The organism is Parviterribacter multiflagellatus, assembly GCF_056863265.1.
This window is the reverse complement of sequence record NZ_JBXPIZ010000009.1, coordinates 120085-133995: the sequence shown is the minus strand read 5'-3', so window position 1 is coordinate 133995 and position 13911 is coordinate 120085. Positions and strand designations below refer to the sequence as shown.

Below are 13911 nucleotides of genomic sequence, written 5' to 3'. Positions count from 1 at the left end.
GCGTCAGCTTCAGGCGGGCGCTCACGGCGTGTCGATGCGGTAGCCGACACCGGGCACGGTGGCGATGATCTGCGGCTCGCCGAGCCGCTTGCGCAGGCCGGACACCGTGATGCGCACCGCGTTGGTGAACGGGTCCGCGTTCTCGTCCCACGCGCGCTCCAGCAGCTCCTCGGCGCTGACGACGCCGCCCTCCGCCGCGACGAGGACCTCCAGGACCGCGAACTGCTTGCGGGTCAGCGCGACGTAGCGGCCGTCGCGGTAGACCTCGCGGCGGAACGGGTCGACGCGCAGGCCGGCGAGCTCGCGCACGGGCGGACGGCTGTGCGCGCGCCGGCGGTCCAGCGCCCGGAGGCGGAGCACGAGCTCCTGCAGCGCGAACGGCTTGGTGAGGTAGTCGTCGGCGCCCAGCTCGAAGCCCGAGGCCTTGTCGTCGAGCCGGTCTGCCGCCGTGAGCATGAGGATCGGCATGCCGCTGCCGGACGCGACGATGCGCCGGGCGATCTCGTCGCCGGACGGGCCGGGGATGTCGCGGTCCAGCACCGCGATGTCGTACGCGTTGACGCTGAGCAGCTCGAGCGCGGTGTCGCCGTCGCCCGCGATGTCGGCGGCGATCGCCTCCAGGCGCAGGCCGTCGCGGATCGCGTCGGCCATGTAGGGCTCGTCCTCAACGAGCAGCACGCGCATGCCCCGTGATGCTAGGGGCGGCGCATATCGCGGGCGTATCGAAAGCCGCATACGCGCTGGCAACGCTGCGCGGTCTTGACTGCGCGGCGTGACCTCCCGCCGCCGCTTCCGAACGATCCTCCTCGCCATGCTGGTCGCCGCCAACGCGGCGCTGCTCGGCACGCTCCTGCGCGAGTCGCCGACGCCCTCGTTCTCCTCCGTGCCCCGGACGGAGACCACGCCCGCCGAGGCGCCGACGGAGACGCCGACGGAGACGCCCGCACCCGACGCGCCGTCCGCGCCGCCGTCGATCGCGAACCTGGACCCCGACCTGCGCGACGCGCTGCGGCAGGCCATGGAAGCGGCCGCGGCGGACGGGGTGGAGCTCGTCGTCAACAGCGGCTGGCGCTCCCCCGAGCACCAGCAACGGCTGCTCGACGAGGCGGTCGTCAAGTACGGGTCGGCCGCCGAGGCCGCCCGCTGGGTCGCGACGCCGGACACGTCGCCGCACGTGTCGGGGGACGCGGTCGACATCGGCCCGACCGCGGGCGCGGCGTGGGTGGCCGCGCACGGCGCGGCCTACGGGCTGTGCCAGATCTACGCCAACGAGCCGTGGCACTTCGAGCTGCGCACCGGCGGCTGCCCGCCGCTCTACGCCGACCCGACGCACGACCCGCGGATGCAGCGCTGACGCCCGCTCAGGCCGGCGTGGCGGGGTTCCCGCGTGCCCAGGCGGCGATCTCCTCGGAGCCGTCGACGACCGTCCCGTCGTCGAGCACGAGCGTCGGGACGAACACGTTCCCGGTCAGCCGCTCGACCTCCTTGCGGGTCGGGTTGAGGCGCGAGCCGAGCACCCCGAGCCCGTACGTCCTCGTCACCTCCGGCGTGTGCCCGGCCTCGCGCAGCGCGTGGTACGCGGTGCCGCAGAAGTGCGTGCCGCCCGGGCCCATCCCCGGCCGCTTCCAGGTTCCCCAGCAGACGTAGAGCTTCATCGCGCGCCGGAGCATCGCAGCTGTCGCCTGTCCTCCGCACCGCCGCCTCTCGCGCGCGCCGGTGAGCGCCCCTTATGCTGCGGCGCCATGGCGCTGCGGATGGACAACGTGCTCATCAACGTCGAGGACCTCGACGCCGCCAAGGCCTTCTTCGCCGAGCTGGGGATGGAGCTGGTCGGCGAGACGCAGGTCGAGGGGACGTGGGCGGACCAGTGCGTCGGCCTCGACGGCGTGCGCGCCGACATCGCGATGATGCGCACCCCGGACGGCAGCGGGCAGGTCGAGCTGTCGCGGTTCGTCACGCCGTCCGCGATCCGCGCCGAGCCGCAGGACACGCCGTCGAACGCGCTCGGCATCCGCCGCATCATGTTCGGCGTGGACGACGTCGACGACGTGGTCGAGCGGCTGCGCAGCCGCCACGGCGCCGAGCTCGTCGGCGAGATGGCGCAGTACGAGGACCTCTACCGGATGTGCTTCGTGCGGGCGCCCGAGGGGTTCATCGTCGGCCTCGCCCAGCAGCTGAGCTGAGGCCGCGCATGGGTCTGCTCGATCGGCTGCTCGCCAAGGGACGGTTCCCCGCGGACCTGCGGGAGGAGCTGCAGCGCGAGCGGGTGGTGCTCCTCGCCGAGCCCGTCCAGGCCTCGGTGAGCGGCGAGAACCTGCGCGCCGCCGGCGTGCCGAAGGGCCGCGCGCTGGCGGCGTTCGCGCTGACGCAGCAGCGCCTCGTCCTGCACGTGATGCGCGAGCCGCTCGTCGACGTGACGTGGGACAGCGGCGACGCCCGCTCGCTCGACCTCGCGGCCAGGGAGAACGGGCTGGAGATCGCGTTCGACCACGAGAGCTCCCGCGTCGTCGTCCTCCTGCGCCTCCCCGACCCGCCGGCGATCGTCGCCGCGATCGAGCAGCGCCGCCGCCCGCTCGACCCCAAGCGCCACCTGCGCAACCGCTCCGAGGACTAGCGGCACGGTGAGCATGTTCGGTCGCATCTTCGGCCGCCGGCGCTACGAGCGGCCTGAGCCCGGGCCGGAGGACATCGCGCGGGTCGACATCACGCGGATGATCGCGACGGCCCGCGAGCGGGGGGACGACCGCAGCGAGCCGGAGATCGTCGCCGCGCTCATGCTCGGCGCCGGCCTCACGGCCGATCGCCACCACGACGCCGACATGCGCCTGCGCGGGGCCGCGGCGTTCGAGGCGCTGCGCCGCTGGCTCGTCGGCCACGCCGGGGAGGAGGGCGCCGCCCGGCTCCTCAGCGAGTCGCGCGGGCCGATCGACGAGCAGGGCCGGATGCGCCGCCCGCCGTCGTAGCCTCGGTCGCGGATGACCGCCGTCGCGACGCCCGCAGCTCCGCTGTCGCGCTGGCGCGCGTCGCCGCGGCGGCTGGCGACGCTGCTCGTGGGGTTGTGGGTGTTCGGCGCCGGCGAGGCGCTGCTCGTCGCGTCGGGCCTCGGGAACTCGCCGTGGACCGTGTTCGCCGAGGGCGTCTCCCGTCAGACGCCACTCTCGGTCGGCGCCGCGACCGTCGTGACCAGCGCCGTCGTGCTGCTGCTGTGGATCCCGCTCCGGCAGCGCCCGGGGCTGGGGACCGTCGCCAACGCGCTCGTCGTGGGGGTCGCGATCGACGTGACGCTGCTCGTCCTCCCGAGCGCGGACGCGACGCCGACGGCCGTGCGCTGGGCCGAGGTCGCGGTGGGCATCGCGATCGTCGCGCTCGGCAGCGCGGTGTACCTGAAGATGGCGCTGGGCCCGGGCCCGCGCGATGGGCTGATGACCGGCCTGCACCGGCGCACGGGCCGTCCCGTCGCGGCCGTCCGGGGCGCGATCGAGATCTCGGCGCTGGTCGTCGGCGTCGTGCTCGGCGGCACGTTCGGCGCCGGCACCGTCGCGTTCGCGCTGCTGATCGGCCCCGCGGTGGCCCGCGCGCTGCGGCTCGCGGGCGTCCAGCGCACCAGCGACCTCTAGCCGGCCGCCCGCGTGGGCTCCGCGGCCGGCCGCGCCACCGCTGCTGCGGGCGGGTCCGGCTGCGGCGCAGGGCCGGCCGGCTCCCCGAGCTTGACGAGCACGACGCCCGCGACGATCAGCACGCCGCCCGCGAGCTGCAGGGCGCCCGGGAGCTGGTCGAGCAGCAGCCACGCGAAGAGCACCGCCGCGACGACCTCGAGCAGCGCCACGAACGAGGCCAGCCGCGAGCCCAGCCGCCGGCTCGCGGCGATCCCCGTCGAGTACGCGACGGCGGCCGTGACCACGCCGAGCCCGACGAACGGCAGCCACCACGGGACGGCGTGGCCGGCGTAGACCGGGGAGCCGGTCGTCGCGCGCAGCGAGAGCACGTCGAGGAGCCCGAGCAGCCCGAGGCCGAGCGCGCCGAACGCGAGCCCGCCGCCGGCCAGGGCGAGCGGCGGCAGCCCGGTGCTCGTGTCGGCCGACAGGACGAAGTAGACCGCGGCGCCGGCCATCGCGGCGAGCGCCCACAGGACGCCCTCGAGCGCCAGGTCGGCGCCTGAGACGAGGTCGAGGACGAGCACGAGCCCCAGCGCGGCGACGCCCGCGCCGGCCAGCGTCAACGGGCTCGGCCGCTCGCCGTGGCGCAGCCACAGCCAGACGACGATCGCGGCCGGCGCGGTGTACTCGATGAGGAGCGCGGGCCCGACGTCCATCGCCGCGACCGCGGAGAAGTAGGCGAACTGCGTCCCGGCTACGGGCACCGCGCCGTAGACCGCGATGAAGCGCAGGTTGCGCCGGAGCAGTTCGGCGCGTCCGCGCAGCGCCCGCGCCGCGAAGGGCGCGAGGACGAGCGCGGCGATCGCGACGCGTGCGAGCACGACGGCGCCCGGGCTCCAGCCCTGGTCGATCAGGCCGCGCGCGAGCGAGCCGGAGAGCGCGAACGAGGTGGCCGAGACGAGCGCGAGCGGCAGCCCGGCGCGCACGTCGATGTCATGGGTCACGGCGGCGATGGCCAATGACACTAGGCGGCGTTCTGTAATCTGTCAACGTGCTGTTCACCGATGACACCGGGGCGTCGCTGCGGGCCGCCGTCGAGCTGGTGAACAGCGCGGAGGAGCCCGACACGCTGATGACGGTCGCGCAGGTCGACGCCTGGTACGCGCGCAACGGCTACACGGGGCGGCGCGACGGCGACCGGGCGGAGCTCGACGCGCTGCGCGCGCTGCGCCCGGTGCTACGCGAGCTGCTCACCGCCGACCGCGACCGCGCGGCCGCGCTCGTCAACGCGATCCTCGCCGAGGCGCAGGCACTCCCGCAGCTCACCCGCCACGACGACCTCGACTGGCACATCCACGCGGTGCCGCCGGACGCGCCGCTCGACCGGCGGGTCGCCGTCGAGACCGCGATGGCGATGGTCGACGTGATCCGCGCGGACGAGCTCTCGCGCCTGTCGATCTGCGCGGACGACGGCTGCGTGGGGCTTGTGCTCGACCTCTCGCGCAACCGCTCGCGCCGCTTCTGCAGCACCGCGTGCGCGAACCGCAACGCGGTCGCGGCCTACCGCTCGCGTCAGCGCGGCACGGCGGGCTGACGCGGAGCCCGGCTCAGCGCGCGTGGGCGGCGCGCGAGGCGAGGACGCCGCCGACGACGCCTCCCGCAACCGCGATCAGCCTGAGCGGCCTGGGACCGCGGCGCCGACGGCGCACGCCGACCGGACACGCGGCAGCACGGGCAGGCGCCGGGCCGGGCATGAGGGCGAGCGCAGGCGCGGGACCGGGCATGAGGGCCGGCCGGGGCGCCGGACCTGGCATGAGGGCGAGGGCGGGCGCCGGGCCGGGCATGAGCGCGAGCGCAGGCCGGGGGAACGGGACCGGCGACGGCGCGGGCGGCCGCGCGGGCGCGGGTGCCACCGGCGCGGACGCGGGTGCCACGGGCGTGGGCTGCTGCGGCGGGGTCGTGCGGACGGTCACCGGCGGGCGCGCCGCACGTGAGGCGCGCGCGCCGCGCAGCAGGCCGCGCGCGGCACCGACCAGACCGCCCGACGCGCGGCGGCGGCGAGGACCCACCGGCGGCAGCGGCAGCGGGGCCGGGCCGTGGGCCTCGTCGCGTGCGGGAGCGGGAGCAGGAGCGGGCGCGGACGCCGGGAGCGGCAGCCGCGCGCGCGCCTCGGCCAGGTCCAGGGCGCCGCACACCGCGGCCAGGACCGGTTCGGGTGTGGCCGCCACCGGGGGCGCGACCGCGGCGACCGGCCGCACGGCGACCACGGGCAGCAGCGGCGACGTCGGCAGCGTGGCGACCGCGACCACGGGCGGCACGACCGGGGCGACCGCCACCGGCGCCACCGGCGGCCACATCGCCACGACCGGCCCACCGCCGCGCACCACGACCGTCGCGCTCCCCCGACGCCGTCGCCGCGGCACCCGCACGCCGTCGACCGACACGAACACCATGAGCGCGGCGAGCGCCGCGATGGACGTGGGCGACGACAGGCGCATCATCACCTTCCCGGCGCCGGGGACGGCCGCGAACTTCAGGCCCTCGATCTCGCTCGGGCGCGGGCGCCAGCTGTCGTTCGTCCGCCGGTTGTCGCCGCGCGTGAGGAACCCCTCGCGCGCCGAGCCGCCGACCACGCGGTGGATCACGCGCGTGCCGGCGCCCAGCTCGCCCTTGGGGATCTGGTAGACGACCACGTCGCCGACGTCGTAGGACTCGCGGCGGTACGCGAGCACCAGCTCGCCCGGCGTGAGGTCCGGGAGCATGCTGTTGCCCGACACCACGACGACGCTCAGCGGGCCGCCGAGGGTCGCGGGCCGCAGGGTGAACATCCAGCCGACGACCAGCAGGGCGACGATGACGAGCCGCGCGATGCGCCCCTTCATCAGTCGAACCACCGGATCGAGAGCGACGGGCGCGCCGCGGCCGTTGCGGCCTCGCGGGACGCCAGGGCGCCGCCGTCCCGCAGCGGTAGGGCCTCGTCCGTGTCCGCGATCCGCCACCCGCGGTCGATCGCGCTGCCGGCGACGACCAGGGCGACGTCCGCGAGGACGTTCCACTCGAGCGTGCCGGCGGCGGACGCCGGCGCGGTGTCCGTGGCGGCCGGAGCGACGGTCGGAGCGGTCGCCCAGGTGGCGTCGGCCTCGTGCCAGACGCTCGTGACGCGCTGCGCCCGCCACGTGCGGGCCTGCGCGGGCGGGTCGGTGAGCGCCATCCGCAGCCGGGCGGACAGCAGCTCGGCGCCCGCGGGGATGCCGCACGAGCCGATGTCGAACCGCACCAGCGCCCGCCGGTCCGCGGGGCCCGACGCGACCGCGAGGAACGGCTCGGCGCCGAACACGGTCTCGGGCCACTCCTCGTCGACGTAGGTGTCCGCGACCGGCGCGATCGCGCAGCTGCGCTCGGGCACGGCGCCCGGGACGCGGACGAGCGTCAGGTCGTCGGCGGCGACCGGGAACCCGGCGCCCACCACGACGCCCGTGCTCGCGACGGTCACGAGGAGGAGCGCGGCGAGGACGGTGCGGATCACCGGTCGTCCTCGATCAGCACGTCGGCGCGGTCGACCTGCGTCGCGCGCGCCCCGGCGGTGACGTTCACCGTGACCTCGTCGTCGTCCGCGTCGGCGTCCGACGGGACCGTCACCGGCCCGCCGTGGGCGACCGCGGCGCTCGCGGCGGTGAGCGTCACCGACAGCCGCTCTCCCGAGCACGCGGGGTCCGCGATCCCTCCGACGGTGACGGCCGTGATCTGCCCGCCGTCGGTGGTGTAGCGGACCGTCTGCGCGTCGTCGCACTCCTGGACGCCGACCTGCCCGACCGCGAGCAGGCGCCCGCTGTCCCCGCCGAGCATGGTGGCGGCGGCGGGGACGACGAGGGCGGTGGTGCCCAGGGCGAGCGCGATGGGAGTGCGGCGGAGCATCGGGTGCGGCAGCCGGTCGCGCGGGCGGGGTGGAGGCCCCGCGCGCGGGACGGCTAGGCGATCGTCACGTGGACGTTCGTGACCGCCTCGGTCGAGACGCCGGCGGCGAGCGCGACCGGGTGGTCGACCGTGGCGTTGGTCGGGATGAGGAGCGTGCCCTCGCTGAGCGACGCGCCGGTGTTGTCGGTGACGGTGACCTTCACGGTCAGGCCGTCGCAGGTGTCGGCGATCCCGTTGACGTTGACGGTGGACACCTCGTACCGCTCGTCGGTCGCATCCCAGTTGGAGGTGTAGGAGGTCGCGACGCCGTCGGCGTCGCACGCGACGACCGGCGCGTTCTGCGCGCCGAGCGTGTCCGGCGTCAGGCCGCCGAGGGTGGTCGCCATCGCCATGACGGCGCCGAAGGCGGTGAGCCCGCCGAGGGTCTTGATCGTGAGCTTGCGCATCGTCTCTTCCTTGAGTTCCCGGGTCGTGGTCGATTCCGTTCGACAGCCGGTCGATGCACTGGTTGTCGGCATAATCCCGCAAGTAGCGCAGGTCACGAACCGCACTCGGCGCGCTCACGCTCCGGACGTGGCGCCCCGGCGTCAGGGGGTCGGCTTCTCCCCGCCGTCGACCACGAGGTCCGCACCGGTGATCCACCGCGCCCGGTCGGACGCGAGGAACGCCACGGCCTCGGCGATGTCGATCGGGGCACCCACGCCGAGCGGGACGTGCGCCGTCAGGTCGTCCGGCGACACGCCGAACGCCGCGGCGATGCCGTCCCGCACGGCGTTGGCGCCGGGCGTCGTCACGCCGCCAGGGGTGACCGTGTTCACCCGGACGCCCTGCCGCGCGAGCTCGGTGGCGAGCCCCTTGGAGTAGGCGGTGAGCGCGGCCTTGGCGGCCGCGTAGTGGAGCGTCGGCGCGGGCGTCAGGTACGCCGCGCTGGAGGAGATGTGCACGATGACGCCGGAGCCGCGCTCGAGCATCTGCGGGAGCAGCGCCGCGTTGAGGCGCACGGCGGCGAGGAGGTTCACGTCGAGGACGTGCTGCCAGTCGGCCGGCGTGAGCTCCAGCGATCCGCCCGGGGAGGTCCCCGTCGCCCCGGCGTTGTTGACGAGGACGTCGACGCCGCCGAGGTGCTCGAGCGCCGCGTCCGCGATCGCCTGGACGCCGTCGAGCGTGGAGACGTCGCCCTCGACGAACGCGACGCCGTCGGGCGTCGACGGCGGGGCGGTGCGGGCGGTGGCGAAGACCTGCGCGCCGCTTGCCGCCAGGCGCTCCGCGATCGCCGCCCCGATGCCGCGCGAGCCGCCGGTGACGAGGACGCGACGGCCGGTGAAGTCGTTGTTCTTGACCATACGGTCCACAATAGCGACGTTCTGGACCGCGGGGTACAGAACGTGGATATGCTGTGCGGCATGGCGCGTCCACGCGAGTTCGACGAGGCAGCCGTGCTCGACGCGGCGCAGCGGACGTTCCGCACCCACGGCTACGCCGGCACGTCGCTGCAGGACCTGATGGAGGCGACCGGCCTCGGCAAGGGGAGCCTGTACGCGGCGTTCGGGGACAAGCACGGGCTGTACCTGCGGGCGCTGGACGACTACGCGCGGCGCCGCGTCGACGGCGTGGGGGAGGCGCTCCACCGCCCGCGGGCGATCGACGCGCTGCGCCAGCATCTACTCGCGGGCGTGCGCTCCCCGGCCGCCGGCCCGAGCTGCCTGCTCGCGAGCTCGACCGCCGAGCTCGCGGGCGTCGACGCGGAGGTGGGGGAGCGCGTCGAGGATGCGTTCCGCTCGCTGGCGCAGCTCTACGCGGCGGCCGTCGCGCGGGCGCAGGAGCAGGGGGACGTCGACCCGGCGGCGGACCCCGAGGCGCTCGGCGGGATGCTGCTCGCCGTGGCGCGCGGCTTGGAGTCGCTCGGCCACGGAGGGATGCCCGAGGCGGCGCTCGTGCGGGCGGCCGACGCGGCGATCGACGGACTGCCGCGCCCGTCGTGAGCCCCATGGTGCCGATGCGCGGCCGGTGCCCGTGCGGCTCCGGGGAGCCCTACGCGGGGTGCTGCGAGCCGCTCCACCGCGGTCGTGCGACCGGGCTGGTCACCCCGCCCACCGCCGAGCGGCTGATGCGCTCGCGCTACAGCGCGTTCGCCGTCGGCGACGCCGCGTACCTCCTGCTGACGTGGCATCCGTCGACGCGCCCGACCACGCTCGATCTCGATCACGACCTGACGTGGACGAGCCTCGAGATCCTCGCGACCACCGCCGGACGGGAGGACGACCGGACGGGGACGGTCGAGTTCGTCGCGCACTACGTCGAGACAACGAGCGGCCGGATCGGAAGCCAGCACGAGAACAGCGTCTTCCTCCGCGAGGGCGGGCAGTGGTCCTACGTCGCCGCGGCCTAGGCTGGGCGCCGTGCCCGAGCGCTTCGAGATCATCACCACGACCGCGAACGACCTGCCCGGCATGGTCGTGCGCGAGAACCTCGGGCTCTGCTTCGGCCTCGTGGTGCGCAGCGTCGGCTTCGCGAAGGGCGTCACCGGTGGGCTGCGGTCGCTCCGCCAGGGTGAGGTGCCCGAGTACACCGAGGTGCTCGAGGACGCGCGCCGCCACGCGGTCGACCGGATGATCGCCAACGCGCAGCTCCTCGGGGCGAACGCGCTGATCGCGTGCCGGTTCGACTCGTCCGAGGTCGGCTCGGGCCTCACCGAGGTCCTCGCCTACGGCACGGCCGTCGTCGTCGATGCCGCCGACTGACGCCGACCGCGAGCGGCTGGCGGAGGAGCTCGGCCGCCACTACGTCGCCGGCCACCTCGACGCGGCCGAGCTCGAGGCGCGGGTGGCGGCGGTGTACGACGCGGACGCGGACCCGGGGGAGGCGGTCGACGGCTTGCCGCCGCTCCCGGGCAGGGAGCTCGGCGGCGCGCCGCCGAAGCGCCGACGGCTCCTGCGCCGTCGGGGCCACGGCGAGCGGGAGGAGGCAAAGCCCGGCTGGCGGCCGACGCCCGAGCGCTTCCTCGACCCGACGACGAGCCGCGTGATCCGGGTGTGGATCGACCCCGCCGACGGCACGCGGCACTACGTGGCCGAGGGCTAGCGACCGGGCGGCAGCGCCGCGGCGACTGCCGCGCCGAACGCGAGGTGGTCGGCGACCTGTGGCGCCAGCGGCAGCGCCCGGATCGGCGGGATCCGCCGCCCGATCAGCCCGAGGTCGAGCGCGGCGATCGCGGCGCCGGCCGCCATCCCGGCCGCGAGCCGCACACCGCGTGACCGCCCCGCCGGCACGACCCGCGCGATCACGGCCGTCCACCCGAACGACAACGCCAGATGGACCGGCGCCGCGGCCGCGATCTGCACGGAACGCCTCGCGCGCGGCGCGACCATCGCGCCGGCCGCCTGCGTCGCTTCGAGCAGGTCGCGCCCGGTCACCAGCGCGTACGCGGTCGACGGCGCGCCGGACACGACGCTCGCGACGAGCGCTGCCCGGGTGATCGGCCTGCGGGACATGCTCATGCCTAGGCCACCAGCTCACGCCGGCCCGCGACGCCCGTAGGCCCGCACCCGGCGATGATCACGTCGAACACGTTCGAAGCCTGACACGGCAGCACGGGGAGGGAGGACGCCCCCCGACGGACGGGCAGAGACCTCCCAACGATGAAGGCCAAGCTGCTCACGCTCCTCGGCGGCGCGATGCCCGCCGCGCTGCTCGTCCTCGCCGCCGACGCCCCGGCGGCGACCGTGGCCGTCTCCGACCCGGTGGGCGACGCGCCGCGCAAGACCCTCGACATCACGTCCGCGCGGGCGACGCGGACCGACGACGAGGTCCGGTTCACCATCGTCCTCGCCGCCAGGCCGCGCGAGAGCAGGATGCCGGTGATCGACCTCGACTCCGACAACGACAAGAACGCCGACTGGTACCTCGGGTTCTCCGGGGGCAACACGTTCGCGGCGGTCTTCGACTACGACGACCCGAAGCGGCAGATCACGCGCGCGACCGCGACGGTCGACGGCTCGACGGTGCGCTTCACGCTGAAGGTCCGCCGCATCCGCACAGCGCACTGGCGCGCGGCCACGTACGGCCGCGGCGTCGCTCCCGGCAGCACCGACCAGGCCCCGAACGTCAACTACCTCAAGATGCCGCGCTGACCGGCGGGCGAGGCGCGACTGTCGCGCCGCGGCCTCCCGGCGGGCGCCGTCAGCCGCGGACGCGCACGTGGATGCGCCGGGACCGGCCGGACGAGTACGGGTACGCGGCCTGCGCGGCGACCGTCACGCGCAGCGTGTAGCGCTGGAGGCCGTGGGTCCCGGAGAACCGGTAGCGGATCCGGAAGCGACCGTCGCTGCCGCGGGCGCGGGCCTTCCCGAACGCCTGCCAGCGGGTCCCGCGCCACGCCTCGGCGTGGACGATGACTCCGCGCGCGGGGATCGGCCCGCCCGACACCGAGCCGCGCAGCGTGAGCAGCTGGCCGTTGCGCAGCCGCCACCGGGACGGCCGCAGCGTCACCTTCGGCCGCACGCGCAGGAGCACCCGATCGGCGATCGCGTTGTCGCCGGCGCGGTGGATCGCCCACAGCTCGCGCGACGGGCCGTGGGGGACCGCCGCGGCGAACCGGCCGTCGGCGTCGGTGGTCAGGCGCGCGAGCGGCAGCGCGGCGCTCTCCGAGCCGAGCGTGCGGCCGACGACGCACACGGGCGCCCCGGCGACCGGCGCGCCGCCCGGCGCCATGAGACGGCCGGTGAGGCTGACCGCGCGCCGGGTCCCGTAGCCCAGCGTCGCCTTCTTGACCGAGAGCGGGCTCGTCCGGCTCCGCTTGCGCGCAGGCGCGATCGACAGCCGCGCCGTCATCGCCAGCGGGCCGGTGCCCACGAACGGCACCTCGCAGCTGCGGTCCGGCGGCGCGTTGTGCGTGGTGACGGGGCGCGGGGCCGCCGCGGTCGTGTTGCCCGCGACGTCGTCGAGCAGGATCCGCACCTGGTGCGGGCCGTCGGGCACCTTCGTGGTGTCGACGAGGAACGTGTGCGCGGCGCGCAGCGGGCACGGGACGCGCGCGGTGTACGGCTCGGTGCAGGGGGAGGAGCCGAGCGGCTGGCTGGCGACCTCGACGCCGTCGATCTCCACGCGCGCGCGCGGCGCAGGCCGCCGCCGCGGTCCGACGCCTGGATCGACACGGGCACCGCGCCCTCGAGCGGCGCCGTGGAGTCGACGAGGGCGCCGGTCGGGGGCGTGTCGAACGTGGGCGGGACGTCGTCCGCGAGCGTGATCTCGGCCCCGTGGATCCACGCTTCCGCGGCCGGGCTCGCGGCCGGGCAGCCGGTCGCGCTGCCGTCGCTCAGGCCGCACGAGATGTACAGGTCGACGCCGGCGATCGGCGGCGCGGGCGAGGCCTCCCACTTGTTGACGTCCGCGCGGCCCTTCGCCGGGTCGCCGATCCGCGAGCAGCCGTCGCGGCCCTTGCAGCCCGGGCCCGCGTAGTTCCAGGTGCCGGCGGTCTTCACGCGGCCGCTGAACCAGTAGTCGCCGCTCGCACCCGCCTGCACCACGGCGCTCCGCCAGATCCGGTAGTGAACGATCTGCGTCGCGGACGGGGCCTCGAACATGATGCGCGTCCACGCGTCCGCGCGGTGGGCCACGCCGGAGCGCAGCAGCATGCGCATCCCGCCGCGCGGACAGGTGTCCTCGTACCCGCCGGTGGACCACATCGTGTGGAACTCCCACGCGTCGGTCGACAGCAGCGCGCCGTCGGCGTCGCCGCAGCTGCGGACGACGTAGGGCCCGGCCTGCGCCGGCGCGGCGCACGTCGCGGCGAGCGCGACGAGGACGATCGTGAGGATCGACGTCCGGCACATCCGTGGCATGCGCGGGATCATCCGCCCGCGCGCCGCGATCGGCAATCGCAGTTCGTGAAGCGGATGACGCCTCGCTGCGATCCGCGGCGCTGGCCCGGTTGCCCTGCCCGGCGGGCGGCCGTAGCGTTCGCGCCCAGGCGCGAGCCCGAGCACCAAGGCGGCCCGAGGCCGAAGCCCGGGCGCTGGCCGGGGAGGGAGGGGCGAGCTTCCGCGCCCGCACCCCTTGTGTGGAGATGGACGCCCAAGAAGGACTCCGCCGCTGGCCGTACGACCCGACCGAGGCGCTCGCCTACGAGATGCTGCGGTGCTACGTCGCCGTGGACGGCATGCTCCGTGACGACCTCGGGGGACGCGACTGGAGCCCGACCCAGATCGCCGACGAGCTGCTTCGCCGGTTGCATACGCGCGCTCGTCACATCGCCGAGGACTTCGACGCGAACGACGTGACGATCACGCTGAACTTGCTCGTCGAGACGGTCAACCGCCTGCTTCCTCGGTCGTTCGACCCGGCCGCCTGTGCGGCTTTCCGGCCGCGCGAACGGGGCGAGACGTGAGTGCTACCGTGTCGC

General features: G+C 75.5%; 23 protein-coding genes. 13 read left to right on the top strand and 10 right to left on the bottom strand.

Features of this window, described 5'->3' with window-relative positions:
* Window positions 1-21 precede the first annotated feature (21 nt).
* Window positions 22-684 carry a VanSc-type vancomycin resistance response regulator transcription factor VanR gene (vanR-Sc, locus tag AC1UE5_RS19690; RefSeq protein ID WP_482926694.1) on the bottom strand — a complete coding sequence of 221 codons (663 nt, stop codon included), beginning with the start codon at window positions 682-684 and terminating at the stop codon, window positions 22-24.
* A gap of 88 nt (window positions 685-772) precedes the next feature.
* Here vanR-Sc and AC1UE5_RS19685 point away from each other — a divergent pair, with 88 nt between their 5' ends.
* On the top strand, window positions 773-1354 hold the full coding sequence (locus AC1UE5_RS19685; RefSeq protein WP_482926692.1) for a M15 family metallopeptidase: 582 nt from the start codon (window positions 773-775) through the stop codon (window positions 1352-1354).
* A 7-nt stretch (window positions 1355-1361) separates the two neighbouring features.
* On the opposite strand, the gene AC1UE5_RS19680 is transcribed toward AC1UE5_RS19685, so the two are convergent.
* Window positions 1362-1655: a glutathione S-transferase N-terminal domain-containing protein gene (locus AC1UE5_RS19680; protein ID WP_482926690.1), complete on the bottom strand. Its 294-nt coding sequence runs from the start codon at window positions 1653-1655 to the stop codon at window positions 1362-1364.
* 87 nt (window positions 1656-1742) lie between these two features.
* Here AC1UE5_RS19680 and AC1UE5_RS19675 point away from each other — a divergent pair, with 87 nt between their 5' ends.
* Genes AC1UE5_RS19675 through yczE form a run of 4 tightly spaced genes read left to right on the top strand, consistent with a single transcriptional unit; the run spans window position 1743 to window position 3617 of the window.
* Complete coding sequence (locus AC1UE5_RS19675) at window positions 1743-2183, top strand: VOC family protein (protein ID WP_482926688.1); 441 nt, start codon at window positions 1743-1745, stop codon at window positions 2181-2183.
* A gap of 8 nt (window positions 2184-2191) precedes the next feature.
* Entirely contained in the window at window positions 2192-2614 is a 423-nt protein-coding gene (locus AC1UE5_RS19670; RefSeq protein WP_482926686.1) for a hypothetical protein, read from the top strand.
* Between the two features lie 13 nt (window positions 2615-2627).
* Window positions 2628-2963, top strand: a complete 336-nt coding sequence (locus AC1UE5_RS19665; RefSeq protein WP_482926684.1) for a hypothetical protein — start codon at window positions 2628-2630, stop codon at window positions 2961-2963.
* A 12-nt stretch (window positions 2964-2975) separates the two neighbouring features.
* Window positions 2976-3617 carry a membrane protein YczE gene (gene yczE / locus AC1UE5_RS19660; protein ID WP_482926682.1) on the top strand — a complete coding sequence of 214 codons (642 nt, stop codon included), beginning with the start codon at window positions 2976-2978 and terminating at the stop codon, window positions 3615-3617.
* On the opposite strand, the gene AC1UE5_RS19655 is transcribed toward yczE, so the two are convergent.
* Window positions 3614-4600, bottom strand: a complete 987-nt coding sequence (locus AC1UE5_RS19655) for an EamA family transporter (protein WP_482926680.1) — start codon at window positions 4598-4600, stop codon at window positions 3614-3616. The two genes, yczE and AC1UE5_RS19655, sit on opposite strands and share 4 nt — an antisense overlap.
* A 47-nt stretch (window positions 4601-4647) precedes the next feature.
* Here AC1UE5_RS19655 and AC1UE5_RS19650 point away from each other — a divergent pair, with 47 nt between their 5' ends.
* A complete protein-coding gene (locus AC1UE5_RS19650; RefSeq protein WP_482926678.1) occupies window positions 4648-5190 on the top strand; it encodes a CGNR zinc finger domain-containing protein in 543 nt (180 codons plus the stop codon).
* A 13-nt stretch (window positions 5191-5203) separates the two neighbouring features.
* Here the strand turns inward: AC1UE5_RS19650 and AC1UE5_RS19645 are convergent, their stop codons facing one another.
* From AC1UE5_RS19645 to AC1UE5_RS19625, 5 genes are all read right to left on the bottom strand, one after another.
* On the bottom strand, window positions 5204-6478 hold the full coding sequence (locus tag AC1UE5_RS19645) for a signal peptidase I (protein ID WP_482926676.1): 1275 nt from the start codon (window positions 6476-6478) through the stop codon (window positions 5204-5206).
* Window positions 6478-7122, bottom strand: coding sequence for a DNRLRE domain-containing protein (locus AC1UE5_RS19640; protein ID WP_482926675.1), 645 nt, complete (start codon window positions 7120-7122; stop codon window positions 6478-6480). Before AC1UE5_RS19640 ends, AC1UE5_RS19645 begins: the two co-directional genes overlap by 1 nt.
* Window positions 7119-7511, bottom strand: coding sequence for a hypothetical protein (locus AC1UE5_RS19635; RefSeq protein ID WP_482926673.1), 393 nt, complete (start codon window positions 7509-7511; stop codon window positions 7119-7121). The genes AC1UE5_RS19640 and AC1UE5_RS19635 overlap by 4 nt, the downstream gene beginning before the upstream one ends.
* 53 nt (window positions 7512-7564) lie before the next feature.
* Complete coding sequence (locus AC1UE5_RS19630) at window positions 7565-7957, bottom strand: hypothetical protein (RefSeq protein WP_482926671.1); 393 nt, start codon at window positions 7955-7957, stop codon at window positions 7565-7567.
* Window positions 7958-8098: 141 nt separating this feature from the next.
* Window positions 8099-8854 carry an oxidoreductase gene (locus AC1UE5_RS19625; protein WP_482926669.1) on the bottom strand — a complete coding sequence of 252 codons (756 nt, stop codon included), beginning with the start codon at window positions 8852-8854 and terminating at the stop codon, window positions 8099-8101.
* A 60-nt stretch (window positions 8855-8914) separates the two neighbouring features.
* Here AC1UE5_RS19625 and AC1UE5_RS19620 point away from each other — a divergent pair, with 60 nt between their 5' ends.
* The 4 genes from AC1UE5_RS19620 to AC1UE5_RS19605 are packed head-to-tail and all read left to right on the top strand — an operon-like array spanning window position 8915 to window position 10592.
* Window positions 8915-9493 (top strand): TetR/AcrR family transcriptional regulator, encoded by a 579-nt coding sequence (locus AC1UE5_RS19620; RefSeq protein ID WP_482926667.1) that lies wholly within the window; start codon window positions 8915-8917, stop codon window positions 9491-9493.
* Between the two features lie 5 nt (window positions 9494-9498).
* Entirely contained in the window at window positions 9499-9900 is a 402-nt protein-coding gene (locus tag AC1UE5_RS19615; protein ID WP_482927047.1) for a YchJ family protein, read from the top strand.
* Between the two features lie 10 nt (window positions 9901-9910).
* Window positions 9911-10252, top strand: coding sequence for a YbjQ family protein (locus AC1UE5_RS19610; protein ID WP_482926665.1), 342 nt, complete (start codon window positions 9911-9913; stop codon window positions 10250-10252).
* A complete protein-coding gene (locus AC1UE5_RS19605) occupies window positions 10239-10592 on the top strand; it encodes a DUF1707 SHOCT-like domain-containing protein (RefSeq protein WP_482926664.1) in 354 nt (117 codons plus the stop codon). Before AC1UE5_RS19610 ends, AC1UE5_RS19605 begins: the two co-directional genes overlap by 14 nt.
* Here AC1UE5_RS19605 and AC1UE5_RS19600 read toward each other — a convergent pair.
* A complete protein-coding gene (locus tag AC1UE5_RS19600) occupies window positions 10589-11008 on the bottom strand; it encodes a hypothetical protein (RefSeq protein WP_482926662.1) in 420 nt (139 codons plus the stop codon). The genes AC1UE5_RS19605 and AC1UE5_RS19600 overlap by 4 nt on opposite strands.
* A 141-nt stretch (window positions 11009-11149) precedes the next feature.
* Here AC1UE5_RS19600 and AC1UE5_RS19595 point away from each other — a divergent pair, with 141 nt between their 5' ends.
* On the top strand, window positions 11150-11641 hold the full coding sequence (locus tag AC1UE5_RS19595; RefSeq protein WP_482926660.1) for a hypothetical protein: 492 nt from the start codon (window positions 11150-11152) through the stop codon (window positions 11639-11641).
* A 49-nt stretch (window positions 11642-11690) separates the two neighbouring features.
* Here the strand turns inward: AC1UE5_RS19595 and AC1UE5_RS19590 are convergent, their stop codons facing one another.
* Window positions 11691-12614: a hypothetical protein gene (locus tag AC1UE5_RS19590; protein ID WP_482926658.1), complete on the bottom strand. Its 924-nt coding sequence runs from the start codon at window positions 12612-12614 to the stop codon at window positions 11691-11693.
* A 477-nt stretch (window positions 12615-13091) separates the two neighbouring features.
* Here AC1UE5_RS19590 and AC1UE5_RS19585 point away from each other — a divergent pair, with 477 nt between their 5' ends.
* Both AC1UE5_RS19585 and AC1UE5_RS19580 read left to right on the top strand, forming a co-directional pair.
* Complete coding sequence (locus AC1UE5_RS19585; protein ID WP_482926656.1) at window positions 13092-13265, top strand: hypothetical protein; 174 nt, start codon at window positions 13092-13094, stop codon at window positions 13263-13265.
* A 304-nt stretch (window positions 13266-13569) separates the two neighbouring features.
* Window positions 13570-13896: a hypothetical protein gene (locus AC1UE5_RS19580; protein WP_482926654.1), complete on the top strand. Its 327-nt coding sequence runs from the start codon at window positions 13570-13572 to the stop codon at window positions 13894-13896.
* Window positions 13897-13911 lie beyond the last annotated feature (15 nt).

Bases quoted from the DNA above. Each gene is read 5' to 3' on its own strand.
- vanR-Sc (WP_482926694.1), bottom strand. From the start codon at position 684: ATGCGCGTGCTGCTCGTTGAGGACGAGCCCTACATGGCCGACGCGATC.
- AC1UE5_RS19680 (WP_482926690.1), bottom strand. From the start codon at position 1,655: ATGAAGCTCTACGTCTGCTGGGGAACCTGGAAGCGGCCGGGGATGGGC.
- AC1UE5_RS19675 (WP_482926688.1), top strand. From the start codon at position 1,743: ATGGCGCTGCGGATGGACAACGTGCTCATCAACGTCGAGGACCTCGAC.
- AC1UE5_RS19670 (WP_482926686.1), top strand. From the start codon at position 2,192: ATGGGTCTGCTCGATCGGCTGCTCGCCAAGGGACGGTTCCCCGCGGAC.
- AC1UE5_RS19665 (WP_482926684.1), top strand. From the start codon at position 2,628: ATGTTCGGTCGCATCTTCGGCCGCCGGCGCTACGAGCGGCCTGAGCCC.
- yczE (WP_482926682.1), top strand. From the start codon at position 2,976: ATGACCGCCGTCGCGACGCCCGCAGCTCCGCTGTCGCGCTGGCGCGCG.
- AC1UE5_RS19645 (WP_482926676.1), bottom strand. From the start codon at position 6,478: ATGAAGGGGCGCATCGCGCGGCTCGTCATCGTCGCCCTGCTGGTCGTC.
- AC1UE5_RS19635 (WP_482926673.1), bottom strand. From the start codon at position 7,511: ATGCTCCGCCGCACTCCCATCGCGCTCGCCCTGGGCACCACCGCCCTC.
- AC1UE5_RS19630 (WP_482926671.1), bottom strand. From the start codon at position 7,957: ATGCGCAAGCTCACGATCAAGACCCTCGGCGGGCTCACCGCCTTCGGC.
- AC1UE5_RS19625 (WP_482926669.1), bottom strand. From the start codon at position 8,854: ATGGTCAAGAACAACGACTTCACCGGCCGTCGCGTCCTCGTCACCGGC.
- AC1UE5_RS19620 (WP_482926667.1), top strand. From the start codon at position 8,915: ATGGCGCGTCCACGCGAGTTCGACGAGGCAGCCGTGCTCGACGCGGCG.
- AC1UE5_RS19615 (WP_482927047.1), top strand. From the start codon at position 9,499: ATGGTGCCGATGCGCGGCCGGTGCCCGTGCGGCTCCGGGGAGCCCTAC.
- AC1UE5_RS19605 (WP_482926664.1), top strand. From the start codon at position 10,239: ATGCCGCCGACTGACGCCGACCGCGAGCGGCTGGCGGAGGAGCTCGGC.
- AC1UE5_RS19600 (WP_482926662.1), bottom strand. From the start codon at position 11,008: ATGAGCATGTCCCGCAGGCCGATCACCCGGGCAGCGCTCGTCGCGAGC.
- AC1UE5_RS19595 (WP_482926660.1), top strand. From the start codon at position 11,150: ATGAAGGCCAAGCTGCTCACGCTCCTCGGCGGCGCGATGCCCGCCGCG.
- AC1UE5_RS19585 (WP_482926656.1), top strand. From the start codon at position 13,092: ATGATGCGCGTCCACGCGTCCGCGCGGTGGGCCACGCCGGAGCGCAGC.